The 14,150-nt window shown below is 68.8% G+C and carries 12 protein-coding genes; 7 read left to right on the top strand and 5 right to left on the bottom strand.

The annotated features are described in order from the left end of the window. Positions 1–46: 46 nt before the first annotated feature. Positions 47–1,588 (bottom strand): acetyl-CoA hydrolase/transferase family protein, encoded by a 1,542-nt coding sequence (locus LPH33_RS09455; RefSeq protein WP_160876552.1) that lies wholly within the window; start codon positions 1,586–1,588, stop codon positions 47–49. A 350-nt stretch (positions 1,589–1,938) separates the two neighbouring features. On the opposite strand from LPH33_RS09455, the gene LPH33_RS09450 reads away from it, so the two are divergent. From LPH33_RS09450 to LPH33_RS09430, 5 genes are all read left to right on the top strand, one after another. Further along, on the top strand, positions 1,939–4,053 hold the full coding sequence (locus LPH33_RS09450; protein WP_229567910.1) for a RecQ family ATP-dependent DNA helicase: 2,115 nt from the start codon (positions 1,939–1,941) through the stop codon (positions 4,051–4,053). Positions 4,054–4,269: 216 nt separating this feature from the next. Beyond that, the gene (gene ectA, locus LPH33_RS09445; RefSeq protein WP_088897347.1) at positions 4,270–4,776 is read left to right on the top strand and encodes a diaminobutyrate acetyltransferase; all 507 of its coding nucleotides are present in this window, start codon (positions 4,270–4,272) and stop codon (positions 4,774–4,776) included. A 61-nt stretch (positions 4,777–4,837) separates the two neighbouring features. Continuing rightward, positions 4,838–6,127 carry a diaminobutyrate--2-oxoglutarate transaminase gene (gene ectB, locus LPH33_RS09440; RefSeq protein ID WP_016691896.1) on the top strand — a complete coding sequence of 430 codons (1,290 nt, stop codon included), beginning with the start codon at positions 4,838–4,840 and terminating at the stop codon, positions 6,125–6,127. Positions 6,128–6,185: 58 nt separating this feature from the next. Further along, positions 6,186–6,584: an ectoine synthase gene (locus LPH33_RS09435; RefSeq protein WP_016691895.1), complete on the top strand. Its 399-nt coding sequence runs from the start codon at positions 6,186–6,188 to the stop codon at positions 6,582–6,584. 49 nt (positions 6,585–6,633) lie between these two features. After that, entirely contained in the window at positions 6,634–7,569 is a 936-nt protein-coding gene (locus LPH33_RS09430; protein ID WP_229567909.1) for a D-isomer specific 2-hydroxyacid dehydrogenase family protein, read from the top strand. A 38-nt stretch (positions 7,570–7,607) separates the two neighbouring features. Here LPH33_RS09430 and ligD read toward each other — a convergent pair whose 3' ends face one another. Continuing rightward, on the bottom strand, positions 7,608–8,555 hold the full coding sequence (gene ligD, locus LPH33_RS09425; protein ID WP_229567908.1) for a non-homologous end-joining DNA ligase: 948 nt from the start codon (positions 8,553–8,555) through the stop codon (positions 7,608–7,610). Between the two features lie 136 nt (positions 8,556–8,691). Here ligD and LPH33_RS09420 point away from each other — a divergent pair, with 136 nt between their 5' ends. Both LPH33_RS09420 and LPH33_RS09415 read left to right on the top strand, forming a co-directional pair. Next, positions 8,692–10,230: an ATP-dependent DNA ligase gene (locus tag LPH33_RS09420; protein ID WP_026061077.1), complete on the top strand. Its 1,539-nt coding sequence runs from the start codon at positions 8,692–8,694 to the stop codon at positions 10,228–10,230. A 5-nt stretch (positions 10,231–10,235) separates the two neighbouring features. Continuing rightward, on the top strand, positions 10,236–11,081 hold the full coding sequence (locus tag LPH33_RS09415) for an NAD-dependent protein deacetylase (protein ID WP_016691891.1): 846 nt from the start codon (positions 10,236–10,238) through the stop codon (positions 11,079–11,081). A 32-nt stretch (positions 11,082–11,113) separates the two neighbouring features. Here the strand turns inward: LPH33_RS09415 and proB are convergent, their stop codons facing one another. The 3 genes from proB to rpmA all read right to left on the bottom strand — a co-directional run bounded on the left by proB (position 11,114) and on the right by rpmA (position 14,127). Then, positions 11,114–12,217, bottom strand: a complete 1,104-nt coding sequence (gene proB, locus LPH33_RS09410) for a glutamate 5-kinase (protein ID WP_016691890.1) — start codon at positions 12,215–12,217, stop codon at positions 11,114–11,116. A gap of 51 nt (positions 12,218–12,268) precedes the next feature. Further along, complete coding sequence (obgE, locus tag LPH33_RS09405) at positions 12,269–13,726, bottom strand: GTPase ObgE (RefSeq protein ID WP_016691889.1); 1,458 nt, start codon at positions 13,724–13,726, stop codon at positions 12,269–12,271. 137 nt (positions 13,727–13,863) lie between these two features. Beyond that, positions 13,864–14,127: a 50S ribosomal protein L27 gene (gene rpmA / locus LPH33_RS09400; RefSeq protein ID WP_006551184.1), complete on the bottom strand. Its 264-nt coding sequence runs from the start codon at positions 14,125–14,127 to the stop codon at positions 13,864–13,866. Between the last annotated feature and the right edge of the window lie 23 nt (positions 14,128–14,150).

Here is a 14,150-nt window from a genome sequence, read left to right as displayed (position 1 = left end):
CACCGTGGTGTGGTGCCGGGGCCGACCGTGTTCGCCGCCGCGTCGATCAGGACGCGTGCATGGTCCCCGTGCGCTGGTAGCGCTCGTGGAAGGAGAATGCCTCACCGAGCAGGTGCGGGGTGTGACCTGCGCCGGGGGCAGCTTCTGCGCGCTCGATGTAGTCGAGCAGTTCGGCGCGGTAGTCGGGATGCGCGCAGCGCTCCACGACGACCCGCGATCGACGGCGGGGAGACAGGGCGCGCAGATCGGCAAGACCTTGTTCGGTCACGATGACCTGCACGTCGTGCTCGGTGTGGTCGACGTGCGGCACCATCGGGACGATCGACGAGATCGCACCGTCGCGAGCCGTCGACGGGCTCAGGAACATCGACAGGTAGCCGTTGCGCGCGAAGTCGCCGGAGCCACCGATGCCGTTCATGATGCGGGTGCCCATCACGTGGGTGGAGTTGACGTTGCCGTAGACGTCGGCCTCGAGCATGCCGTTCATGGCGATGATGCCGAGTCGGCGCACGATCTCGGGGTGGTTGCTGATCTCCTGCGGCCGCAACATGATGTGGTCGCGGTAGAAGTCGATGTTCTCGACGAAGTCGTTGAGTCCGTTTTCGGACAGCGCGAGGGCGGTGGCCGAGGCGAACCGGACGGTGCCGTGCTTGACGAGGTCGAGCATGCCGTCCTGGATGACCTCCGAGTAGCAGGTCAGCCCCCGGTACGGTCCGCTGTCGAGACCGGCGAGCACGGCGTTGGCGACGTTGCCGACACCCGACTGCAGCGGGAGCAGAGTGTCGGCGGGCAGCCGGCCGGCAGCGACCTCGTGCGCGAAGAAGTCCAGGACGTGGTCGGCGATGGCCCGGCTGGTGGCGTCGGGCGCCGTGAGCGCGGTCGCGCTGTCGGGGCGATCGGTCTCGACCACCGCGACGACACGTTCCGGATCGATCCGGAAGTAGGGCTGGCCGATGCGGTCCTCGACGTCGGTGAGGTCGATCGGGCGGCGGTTGGGGGGAAGCGCGGTGCCGTAGTAGACGTCGTGCACGCCGTCCATGGCGGCGGGGATCCACGAGTTGACCTCGAGGATCACCTTCTCGGCGACGTCGAGCCAGGTCTTGTTGTTGCCGATGGAGGTGGCGGGGATCAGCTCGCCCGTCTCGGTGATGCCGGAGATCTCGACGACGGCGACGTCGACGTGTCCGTAGTAGCCCTCCCAGACCTGCTGGGCGACGTGCGACAGGTGGATGTCGACGTAGTCCATGCGGCCTTCGTTGATCCGTCCGCGGGCGGTGGGCTCCGCCTGGTACGGCATACGCAGCGCGATTCCGTCGACGTCGGCGAGCATGCGCTCGGTGTCGGAGGCCACCGATGCTCCGGTGAGCAGGTTGATCCGGAAGTCGCCGCCGGTCGCCCGCGTGCGGCGGATGTGTTCGGCGAGGGCCGGGGTCACGGCCTTCGGGGTACCTGCGCTGGCGAAGCCGCTGATGGCAACGGTGTCGCCGGGGCGGATCCACTGGACGGCGTCCTGCGCCGACACGATCTTCTTGCGGTAGGTCTCATGACGTACCCGAGCCTCGGCCGGGGTCACGACGACCGACTCCACAGACGGTGCTGCGGGCGATGAAAGGGCTGCGTACATGACGACGACCATAGCGGCGCGGATGATCCGCTCGTCACACTCGGGCCGGACCGGCGATCGCCGTCACCAATTTGGACACAGAGTGTCACGAGTCGCACTCCAAGATCGATGTAATCGGAAGTTGTTGTTCCGCAAGATTTTACACGATGATTTCCGCCACGCTGACTGACACTGGGTGCCACCACCTTTCGCGCGAGCCGCTCCGCCGCCATCTCTACGGTATCCCCCGTTCGCCGCCGCATCAGTACCGTTCGCCGCCCCCGGAGAACCGTTCACCGCCGCCGTGACGGAACGCCGTCGGGCACGATTGCAACATGACGAACTCCACCGACCTGTTGCGCGACGATGCCGAGCACCTTCTCCGCGAGTTGGCGGGCCCCGATGCCCGGCTCCGCGACGACCAATGGGTCGCCATCGAAGCGCTCGTGGTGCACCGTCGCCGAGCCCTCGTCGTCCAGCGCACGGGCTGGGGGAAGTCGGCCGTCTACTTCATCTCCGCCAAGCTGCTGCGTCGACAGGGCCGGGGTCCCACGGTGATCGTCTCGCCGCTGCTCGCCCTGATGCGCAACCAGGTCGCGGCCGCCGAACGGGCCGGTGTCCACGCCGCGACCATCAACTCCGGCAACGTCACGGAATGGTCGGCGATCCACGAGCGGATCGCGGCGGGCGAGGTCGACGTCCTCCTCGTCAGCCCCGAACGCCTGAACAACCCCGACTTCCGCGACCAGGTGCTGCCGTCCCTCGCCCGCGACGCCGGACTGGTGGTCGTCGACGAGGCGCACTGCGTGTCGGACTGGGGTCACGACTTCCGGCCCGACTACCGCCGCATCCGCACCCTCGTCGCCGAGCTCGGCGACGACATCCCCGTGCTGGCGACGACGGCGACTGCCAACGACCGCGTCGTCGCCGACATCGCCGCCCAGCTCGGTGTCGGTGGGAACAGCAGCGACGGCCCGGGTGACACGCTCGTGCTGCGCGGCGGCCTCGACCGTCCATCGCTGCACCTGTCGGTGGTGCGGATCGACGAGCCGGCACGACGCGCAGCGTGGCTCGCGCAGCATCTGAAGGATCTGCCGGGCTCGGGCATCGTGTACGCGCTGACGGTCTCCGCCGCCCGCGACCTCGCGGCGCTGCTCGCAGACCACGGTTACGCGGTGGCGGCGTACACCGGGCAGACCGAACCGACCGAGCGCGAACAGCTCGAAGCCGATCTCCTCGACAACAAGGTCAAGGCGCTCGTCGCGACCTCGGCGCTCGGCATGGGTTTCGACAAACCCGACCTCGGCTTCGTGGTGCACCTCGGCGCTCCCTCGTCCCCGATCTCCTACTACCAGCAGGTCGGGCGTGCGGGTCGCTCCACCGACCGCGCCGAGGTGGTTCTGCTCCCCGGCCCGGAGGACCGCCGGATCTGGCAGTGGTTCGCCTCGGTCGCCTTCCCGGACGAGGAGCTCGTCCGACGTGTGATCGCAGCACTCGATACCGAACGGCCGGTATCGACGCCCGCCCTCGAACCGCGGGTCGACCTCATGCGCTCCCGCCTGGAGATGGTCCTCAAGGTCCTCGACGTCGACGGAGCAGTGAAGAGGGTCAAGGGCGGCTGGCTCGCCACCGGGCAGCCCTGGGTGTACGACGAGGAGCGCTACGGGCGCCTCGAGGAGGCGCGCACCGCGGAACAGGAGGCGATGCTCGAATACGAGCGCACCACCGAATGCCGCATGGTCTTCCTCCGCCGTCAACTCGACGACCCCGATCTCGACGCTGCAGGCACCGGCTGCGGCCGGTGCGACAACTGCATCGGCTCCCGGTGGGAGACGTCCGTCGGCGACGACGAGGTCGCCCGGACCCGCGCCCGCCTCGAACGCCCCGGCGTCGATCTGCCACCGCGACGGCAGTGGCCTACGGGGATGTCGACCCTCGGGATCGCGCTGTCGGGCCGGATCACGGACGGTCCGCGTCCGGGGCGTGTATTGGGCCGGTTGTCGGATCTGGGGTGGGGACCGCGACTGCGCGAGCTGCTCGACGGGCCGGACCGCGAAGTGCCGAAGGCGGTGGTCGACGCGTCGATCGCGGTGCTCGCGGCGTGGGACTGGGAGGAGCGGCCCACCGCCGTCATGGCCATGGACTCCCCCACGCACCCCCTGCTCGTCGAGTCACTCGCGTCCCGATTGGCACAAATCGGACGATTGCGAGATCTAGGTGTATTGCGACGCCGAAGCGGGAATACGGAGCCCACGGCAGCGAACTCGGCATACCGGGTCGCCGCACTGATCGATGGGTGGGAGCGACCCGACGACGTCGGGTCGGTTGGTCCGATCCTGCTCGTCGATGCGGTGACCGACACCGGCTGGACGTTCACGATGGCGGCGAGAACCCTCGTCGCCGCGGGAGCCGACGCGGTGTTGCCGTACGCACTCGCGAGCCCGAAGTAATCGCCACGAGGAGGACCGACGTAACATGTTTGTGACCGGCATCACAACATGCGCTCGACCTGCACGGACCACAGGGTTCCGATCCCGATTCCGGAGACGGGCGTGATCTCGACACCGGAAGTTGTTAGGTTGAAAGGACATATGAGGCCCGTCAAGGAAAGAAGTACCCCGACCCCCGACTCGGCTGAATCGAATACCGCGACCACTTCTTCGGACGTGGCCGCCACCGAGTCCGGTAGTGAGCCGGCTGCAATCGAATTCCGGCGTCCGCGTATCGCCGACGGTAGACGACTCTGGCAGATCGCGCGTGATTCGCAGGTTCTCGACGTCAATTCCGGTTACGCATATGTGCTGTGGTGTCGCGATTTCGCAGACACATCGGTCGTCGCAACGGACGACACCGATCGCCCCGTGGGATTCGTGACCGGCTACCGCCGCCCCGACTCCCCGAACACCTTGTTCGTCTGGCAGGTGGCAGTCGACGCAGACCAGCGTGGACGTGGAGTGGCCGGCCGTATGCTCAACGCACTGCTCGACCGACTCGAGCCGCTCGGCGTGACCCGTCTGGAAACGACGGTGAGTCCCGACAACGAAGCGTCGATCGCAATGTTCACCGCTCTCGCACGTCGCCGCGGAACGCATATCACTCGCACCGAGTTGTTCGCGCCCGACGATTTCCCCGATTCACATCTGGCCGAGGATCTCTACACCATCGGCGAATGATCGCAGCGCATGTGCGCGCGACATCTTCATAATTCTCGAATAATCACAGGAGGACCACGACATGACCATCCTGGAAAACAAGCCCGAGACCACCGGTAAGCCCGATACTGCGATTTTCTCGCACCTCGAATCCGAGGTTCGGAGTTACAGCCGCGGCTGGCCCGCCGTTTTCGACAAGGCATCGGGATCCTGGCTGCGCAGCGAGGACGGCAAGGACTACCTCGACTTCTTCGCCGGCGCCGGAGCCCTGAACTACGGCCACAACAATCCGGTTCTCAAGTCGGCCCTGGTCGACTACATCATGAGCGACGGCGTCACCCACGGCCTCGACATGCACACCGTCGCCAAGCGCAAGCTGCTCGAGACCTTCGAGTCGCACGTGCTCGCGCCGCGCGGCCTGGACTACAAGGTCCAGTTCCCCGGCCCGACCGGCACGAACGCCGTCGAGGCAGCGCTCAAGCTCGCCCGCAAGGTGACCGGCCGCGAGTCGATCATCAACTTCACCAACGCTTTCCACGGCATGACCCTGGGTGCGCTCTCGGTGACCGGTAACTCGATGAAGCGCGCCGGCGCGGGTGTCCCCCTCGTCCACGCCACGCCGATGCCGTTCGACAACTACTTCAACGGCGTCACCGAGGACTTCCAGTGGTTCTCGCGTGTGCTCGACGACGCGGGCAGTGGCCTGAACCGTCCGGCCGCGGTCATCGTCGAGACCGTGCAGGGTGAGGGCGGCGTGAATGTTGCTCGCCCCGAGTGGCTTCGCGCTCTGGCCGACCTGTGCAAGGAACGCGACATCCTGCTGATCGTCGACGACGTGCAGATGGGTTGCGGCCGCACCGGCCCGTTCTTCTCGTTCGAGATCGCCGGCATCACGCCCGACATCGTGACCCTGTCGAAGTCGATCGGCGGATACGGAATGCCGCTGGCGCTCACCCTGTTCAAGCGTGAGCTCGACGTGTGGGGTCCGGGCGAGCACAACGGCACCTTCCGCGGCAACAACCCGGCCTTCGTGACGGCGGCTGCCGCCCTCGAGCACTACTGGGCCGACGACAAGCTCGAGCGCGACACCCTGCGCAAGGGCGAGCGCATCCGCCAGACCTTCATGAACCTGTCGGACATGTTCGACGGCGTCTCGACCCGCGGCCGCGGTCTGGTCCAGGGCCTGGTCTTCGACAAGCCGGAGGACGCCGACAAGGTCTGCGCCCTGGCCTTCGAGGAGGGCCTGCTCGCCGAGACCTCCGGCCCGTCGGACGAGGTCGTCAAGCTGCTGCCGCCGCTGACCATCACCGACGACGAACTCGAGTTCGGGCTGAACATCCTGGCGGAAGCGACCGCCAAGGTCCGTTCCTGAGCGGTCCCCCGCTCCGCCCGTTCCGAAACTACTTGCAGAAGAAGGACTTTCGACACCCATGATCGTTCGTACGACAGAAGAGATCACCGGCACCGAGCGCGACGTCGTCTCGGAGGACGGCCAGTGGCGCAGCAAGCGCATCATCCTCGCCGGCGACAAGGTGGGCTTCTCGTTCCACGAGACCACCATCGAGCCCGGCACCGTCAACGAGTTCCACTACGCCAACCACGTCGAGGCCGTGTGGCTCGTCGAGGGCACCGGCAAGCTCCAGGACCTCGACAACGACGTGGAGTACGACCTCGCTCCGGGCACGATGTACCTGCTCAACGGACACGAGCGTCACCGCGTGCTCCCCGAGACGCGCATGCGCATGCTGTGCGTCTTCAATCCCCCGGTCACCGGCCGTGAGGTGCACGACGAGAACGGTGTGTACCCGTTGATCGTCGAACCCGCCTGAGTGCGGTAACCACGTGACCGATGCGGGGCGGACGCTTAGAGTCGAGACCATGACTCCCGAGCGTGCGCCCCGCATCGCTGTCGGCCCCGAGCGCGACCCCCGTTTCGAACGGGCGGTCTCGGGCGGGGGCGGCGTGCCCTGCGGACTCGAGGACACCCCGGACGCGCTCGTCTGGGCGGCCGGGCCGCAGGACTTCCCCGAGGTCCTCCCCGCCTCCGTCCGCTGGGTGCAGCTTCCGTCCGCCGGTGTCGAGTACTGGCTGTCGCAGGGCGTCGTCAAGGCTCATCCTCGCGTCACCTGGACGTCGGCGGCCGCCGCCTACTCCACGACCGTCGCCGAGCACGCGCTCCTGCTCCTGCTCGCCGGGGTCCGGGCCCTACCCGCGCATCTGGCGGCCACCTCGTGGGCACCCGAGAGCCTCGCGCCCGCCGTCGGCACCCTCCGCGGCGCGACGGTCGGGATCATCGGTGCCGGTGGTGTCGGTCGTGCACTGATCCCGATGCTGGCCACGCTGGGCGCACATGCGCTCGCCGTCACCCGCAGCGGTCGTCCCGTGCCCGGGGCCGTCGAGACGTTCCCCGTCGAACGCATCGACGAGATATGGACTCTGGCAGATCATTTCGTCATCTCCGCGACTGCCACCCTCGACGTCGAACGCCTCGTCGGCGCAACCGAACTCGCAGCGATGAAATCCACGGCGTGGGTCGTCAACGTCGCCCGGGGTGATCTCGTCGACACCGACGCCCTCGTCGCCGCCCTACGATCCGGCGCGATCGGCGGTGCAGGGCTCGACGTCACCGACCCCGAACCGCTCCCCGACGATCATCCGTTGTGGACGCTCCCCAACGCCGTGATCACGCCCCACGACGCCAATCCGCCCCCATTGCGCATCCCGGCCTATCTCGAGCACGTGACCGAGAACGTCACGCGGTTCGCGTCCGGCCTCGTGCCGATCGGGGTCGTCGATCCCAGCGCCGGCTACTAGGCCACATCTACCGGACCACAGTTGTCCGACCACAGCGCTCACTCCGACCCCTTGTCCTGCTTCTCGTCGCGTTCCGCCCATTCCAGCAGCGGATCGAGGGCGAAGACCGCGTCGTCGATCCCCGCGTGCAGGTCGCCCAGTTCCTCGAACCGCTTCGGCACGGTCCGGATCGTGAAATCCCGCGGATCGAGGTCGTCGATCTCGTCCCACCGCACCGGCGTGGAGACCGTTGCCTCCGGTACACCGCGGACCGAATAGGCACTGGCGATCGTGTGGTCGCGCGAGTTCTGGTTGTAGTCGACGAAGACCGCCGACGGATCACGTTCCTTGCGCCACCACGCCGTCGTCACGTCCCCCGGCGCGCGTCGCTCCACCTCCCGCGCGAAAGCCCATGCGGCCCTTCGGACATCGTCGAACTCCCACTCCGGTGCGATCCGGACGTAGACGTGCAGGCCGTCGCCGCCCGAGGTCTTCGGCCAGCCCACGGCACCGAGCTCGTCGAGCACCTCGTGCGCCACCGACGCCACGCGCCGCACCCGGTCGAAATCGCAGTCGGACATCGGGTCGAGGTCGATCCGCCATTCGTCGGGCCGCTCCACGTCGCTGCGCCGCGAGTTCCACGGATGGAACTCCACGGTGGACATCTGCACGGCCCACACCACATCGGCGAGGTGGGTGACGCACAGTTCGTCGGCGTCGCGGTCGTAACGCGGGAAGTGCACCCGCACGGTCTCGACCCAGTCCGGCGCCCCGCGGGGCAGCCGCTTCTGGTGCACCTTCTGCCCTTCGAGTCCGTCGGGGAACCGGTGCAGCATGCAGGGCCGCTCACGGAGCGCCCGGACGATCCCCTCCCCCACGCTCAGGTAGTAGTTCGCGAGATCGAGCTTGGTCGCCCCGATCTCGGGGAAGTACACGCGGTCGGGATGCGTGATACGCACCGGGCGACCGTCCACGTCGAGCTCGACCGCCTCGGAGTCCTTGCTCATCCGCGTCTCCCGTCCCTCCCGCTCATGCACGCGTCCCGTGCACCATCCTGGCCTCTCGATTCCCGTCTGCGTGCGGAAATACACCCCGGCGCACGATTTCCTCCGCGTGGCACGGCCGGGCGCTAACGTCGAAGCGATGCTGCTGCACTCGGTTGTCGACACGTCCGTCGCCGTCGCCGCCACGCGGTCACGACGCACCAAGATCGATCTGCTGCGGGAATTACTGGAGCGCGCCGAATCCCACGAGGTCGAAGCGGTGGTCTCGTGGTTGTCCGGAGAGATGACCCAGGGCCGCCTGGGTGTCGGCTTCCGCACCCTTGCCGGTCTCTCCGCACCGGTCGCCGACGATCCGACGCTCTCCGTCGACGAGGTGTCCGGTTTCCTCGACCGGCTCGCCGACATCTCAGGTCCGGGATCCACCGCCGCGCGGCAGCAACTGCTCCTGGACCTGTTCGGCCGGGCCACCGAGGGCGAGCAGCGTTTCCTCGTCGCGCTCCTCGGCGGTGAGCTGCGGCAGGGTGCGCTCGAAGGGGTGATGACCGATGCGGTCGCAGCGGCAGCCGGTCTCCCCGTCGAACCGGTCCGCCGGGCGGTGATGTTGTCGGGTCGCCTCGCCCAGGCCGCAGCGGCGGCCTTCGACGGTGGTGTGGACGCGCTGGCGGAGTTCGGCCTGGAACTCGGCCGACCGGTCCGGCCGATGCTCGCCTCGCCCGCCGAGTCGCTCGAGGCGGCCCTGACCGAGTTCGACGGGGCGGTGAGCGTGGAGTACAAACTCGACGGCGCACGCATCCAGGTGCACCGCCACGAGGACGCCGTGTGGATCTTCACCCGCACACTGCGCGACATCACCGCGTCGGTTCCCGAACTGGTCGAACTCGTCCGGGCGCTGCCGTGCCGCAGTGTCGTGCTCGACGGCGAGACGCTCGCGCTCACCGATTCCGGCCGTCCCCGACCGTTCCAGGAGACCATGAGCCGGTTCGGCGCCCGCTCCGAACGCGAACTGCTCCTCCACCCGTACTTCTTCGACTGCCTGCACCTCGACGGCGACGACCTGCTCGACGAGCCGCTGTCGGTGCGTCTCGACCGTCTCGCCCATGTCGCGGGTGAGCACCGCATCCCGACGCTGGTCGCCCCGCACGCCGACAGCGCCGAGGCGCATCTCGGTGACTCGCTCGGCAACGGTCACGAGGGTGTGATGGTGAAGTCCCTCACGTCGACCTACACCGCCGGACGCCGGGGCCGAGCGTGGCAGAAGGTCAAGCCCGAGCACACCCTGGACCTCGTGGTGCTCGCCGCCGAGTGGGGTTACGGGCGCCGCACCGGCTTCCTGTCCAATCTGCACCTCGGTGCCCGCGACCCGGACGGTGGTCCGCCGATCATGGTCGGGAAGACGTTCAAGGGACTCACCGACGCGCTGCTGCAGTGGCAGACAGAGGAATTCCCGCGCTACGAGACACACCGCGACGAGCACACCGTCCACCTGCGACCCGCGATCGTCGTCGAGATCGAGCTCGACGGAGTGCAGACCAGCAGCCGCTATCCGGGCGGGGTGGCGCTGCGCTTCGCACGGGTGCTGCGGTACCGGCCCGACAAGTCCGCTGCCGACGCCGACACCATCGACGCGGTGCGCGCGCTCCTGCCCGCAGCGCCGGTGCCCGGAAGCGGCCTACCGTAGATGGGGTGATCGACGTTCCACTCCGTTCCGACGACCTGCCCGCTCTCCTGCACAGCCGTCGGATCGCGGTTCTCACCGGCGCCGGGCTGTCGACGGACTCCGGTATCCCCGACTATCGCGGACCCGACTCGCCCCCGCGCAACCCGATGACCTACCAGCAGTTCGTCGGCGATGCGGAGTTCCGGCAACGCTACTGGGCGCGCAACCACGTCGGCTGGAAACACATGGACGCCGCCCGCCCCAACGCCGGGCACCGGGCGCTCGCGGCCCTCGAACGCGCCGGTTCCGTCGTCGGTGTGATCACCCAGAACGTCGACCTGCTGCACACGAAGGCAGGCAGCCGGCGGGTCGTCGACCTGCACGGCACCTACGCGCAGGTCCGGTGCCTGTCGTGCGAGCACCGCATCTCGCGGTTCACGCTGCACGAGCGGCTGTGCGCGGCCAATCCGGGATTCGACGACCGGATGCGCGCGACGACAGGTCTCGAGGTCGCCCCCGACGCGGACGCAGTGGTCACCGACACCGAGGACTTCGTCGTAGTGGACTGCGACCGCTGCGGCGGGATGCTCAAACCCGACATCGTGTACTTCGGCGAGACGGTGCCGCGCCCGCGGGTCGAACTCGCCTTCTCGGTGGTCGACGGCTCCGACGCCCTGCTGGTCGCCGGAAGTTCGCTGACGGTGCAGTCGGGGCTGCGTTTCGTGCGCCGCGCCGCACAGCGGAACATCCCGGTGGTGGTGATCAATCGTGGCCCCACGCGCGGGGATGTGCTGGCGACCCTCAAGCTCGAGGCGGGCACCTCGGAGACCCTCGCCTTCCTGGCCGACGCAGTGACTGCACCGAGCCGGTGACGGCGACGACCGCACCGAGCGGGTGACGGCTCTCAGACCACCCGGACGAGGTCATCGGCGTGCACGACGGGCCGCTGGAGATCCGGCGGCAGCTGACCGGTCGAGAAGCCGATCATGAAATCGAGTTCGGACGCGTCGTAGGCCACCACACCGCGCGCGACCGTGCGGCCGTCGGGTGCGACGATGCCGACCACGTCGCCTGCGTGGAAACCGCCACTGGTGCCGGTGATTCCAGCGGCGAGCAGCGAGCGCCGCCGCTCCACCACGGCCCGCACGGCACCCTCGTCGAGATACAGCGAGCCGTGGACGTCGGCGGCGTGCCGCACCCAGAAGCGCCGCGCCGACAGACGCTGCGGGCGGGCCGCGAAGGCCGTGCCGACGTCGGCGGCACCCAGCGCACGATCGGCCTGGGAGGCGGCGGCGAGCAGCACCGGCACGCCGGAGTCCGCCGCGAGACGGGCTGCGGACAGTTTCGACGCCATGCCACCGGTGCCCAGCGCGCCACCAGACCCGGCGACCACACCGTCGAGATCCTCGGGGGTGCGGACCTCGGGGATGAGGTTCGCGGAGCCCTTGCGCGGATCCCCGTCGTACAGACCGTCGACGTCGGACAGCAGGATCAGCGCCTCGGCGCCGATGAGATGCGCGACGAGCGCGGCGAGCCGGTCGTTGTCGCCGAAGCGCAGTTCGACGGTCGCGACGGTGTCGTTCTCGTTGACCACCGGCACCGCACCGAGCGAGCGCAGCCGGTCGAGGGTGCGTTGCGCGTTGCGGTGCTGGGTGCGCCGGCCGATGTCGTCGGCGGTGAGGAGCACCTGGCCCACGGTGCGGTCGTAGCGGGCGAAGGAGGTGCCCCAGGCGTGGGCGAGGGTGAGCTGCCCGACGCTCGCCGCGGCCTGCTTCGTCGCGAGATCACGCGGCCTGCTCGTGAGGCCGAGCGGTGCGAGCCCGGCACCGACCGCACCCGAGGAGACCACGACGACACTCGAGCCCGTGCGGATCCGGGACTCGATGGCGTCGACGAGCCGATCGAGCCGGCCGCGGTCGAGCCCGCCCACCAGGCTCGTGATCGCCGACGAGCCGATCTTGACCACTACGCTGCGGGCGTGGGAGACGACCTCCCGGGTGTCGCTCATGTTCTCCTCGGTACGCTTCGGGCTTCCTGAACGGTGGGAACGCGGGGCCGGTTACTCGAACTCGTCGTCGGTGGCCAGACCGCGGCGCACCTTCTTCGCGTGGCGACGCTCGGCGGCGCCGACGCGGTCGACCTGGTCGAGACGGGCGTCCGTGCCGCGACCGGTGGGCACGACGTCCACGCCGGCCTGCGTCTGCGGTTCCCACTCGAAGCCGACCTCGCCGATGGTGACCCAGCATCCGGGTTCCGCGCCGAGCTTGACGAGCTTGTCCTCGACGCCGAGACGTGCGAGGCGATCGGCGAGATAGCCCACGGCCTCGTCGTTGTCGAAGGCCGTCTGGCGCACCCACCGCTCGGGACGGGTGCCCCGCACGATGAATCCGCCGGGCACCTCGGGATCGCGGACCACGGTGAAGGCCTCCTCGTCGCGGGCGACGGGACGGATCACCGGGCGGGTCGGCGCGGCCGGCGGATGTGCCTCGCGGTACTCGTCGACCATCTTCGCGAGGGCGAACGTCAGCGGACGCAGGCCGTCGCGGCTCACGGCCGAGATCGTGAAGACCGGCCAGCCGCGGGCCTCGAGTTCGGGGGTGACGAACTCGGCGAGTTCCTTCGCGTCGGGCACGTCGGCCTTGTTGAGGATCACGATGCGGGGGCGCTCGGCGAGGTCGCCGAGTCCGCTGTCGCCCGACAGCGCGGGCTGGTAGGCGGCGAGTTCGGCCTCGAGCGCGTCGATGTCGGAGATCGGGTCGCGGCCGGGTTCGAGGGTCGCGCAGTCGACGACGTGCGCGAGCACGGCGCAGCGCTCGAGATGCCGGAGGAAGTCGAGGCCGAGGCCACGTCCCTCACTGGCGCCGGGGATCAGGCCGGGCACGTCGGCGACGGTGAAGGTCGTGTCGCCCGACTGCACCACACCGAGGTTCGGCACGAGGGTGGTGAACGGGTAGTCGGCGATCTTCGGCTTGGCGGCCGACAGCACCGACACGAGCGACGACTTGCCGGCCGAGGGGAAGCCCACGAGGCCGACGTCGGCGACGGACTTCAGTTCGAGGACGAGGTCGAGTTCCTCGCCTTCCTCGCCGAGCAGCGCGAAGCCGGGGGCCTTGCGTGCCTTCGACGCGAGTGCGGCATTGCCGAGACCACCGCGACCGCCGTGCGCGGCGACGAAACGTGTGCCGGTGCCCACGAGGTCGGCGAGGATCCGGCCGTCGCGGTCGAGCACGACGGTGCCGTCGGGAACCTTCAGGACGAGGTCGCCGCCGTTGGCACCGTTGCGGTGGCCGCCGGCGCCCTGGGCACCGTTGGTCGCCTTGGCGTGCTGGTGGAAGTGGAAGTCGAGCAGGGTGTGGACGTTGCGGTCGACTTCGAGGACGACGTCGCCGCCGTTTCCTCCGTTACCGCCGTCGGGGCCGCCGAGCGGCTTGAACTTCTCGCGGTGGACGGAGGCGCAGCCGTTGCCGCCCTTGCCGGCGCTGACGTGCAGCACCACCCGGTCGATGAAGCGGGACATGGGTGGACCTTCTCTCGTCCTAAACAAACCTGGTGATCAACGCAACAAGGGCGGGTCAGGGTGTGCGACCCTGGCCCGCCCCTATTGGGAGTATGTCGCGGGAGCTGGTCCCGCGGTGTCCGTTACCGGACGGCAGATCAGGCGTCTGCCGCAGCCGGAACGATGTTGACGGTCTTGCGACCGCGCTTGGTACCGAACTCGACGGCACCGGCCGCGAGGGCGAACAGCGTGTCGTCGCCGCCGCGTCCCACGTTCACGCCGGGGTGGAAGTGGGTGCCGCGCTGGCGCACGATGATCTCGCCGGCGTTGACGGCCTGGCCACCGAAGCGCTTGACGCCGAGGCGCTGTGCGTTCGAATCGCGACCGTTACGGGAGCTGGATGCGCCCTTCTTGTGTGCCATGACGAACCCTCCTGGGGTTGAAG

Origin of the sequence: Rhodococcus sp. RDE2 (assembly GCF_020885655.1) — a bacterium.
GTDB classification, from domain to species: domain Bacteria; phylum Actinomycetota; class Actinomycetes; order Mycobacteriales; family Mycobacteriaceae; genus Rhodococcus; species Rhodococcus pyridinivorans.
Note: the sequence above shows the minus strand (reverse complement) of the source record. Positions and strands in the feature narration are given on the sequence as shown.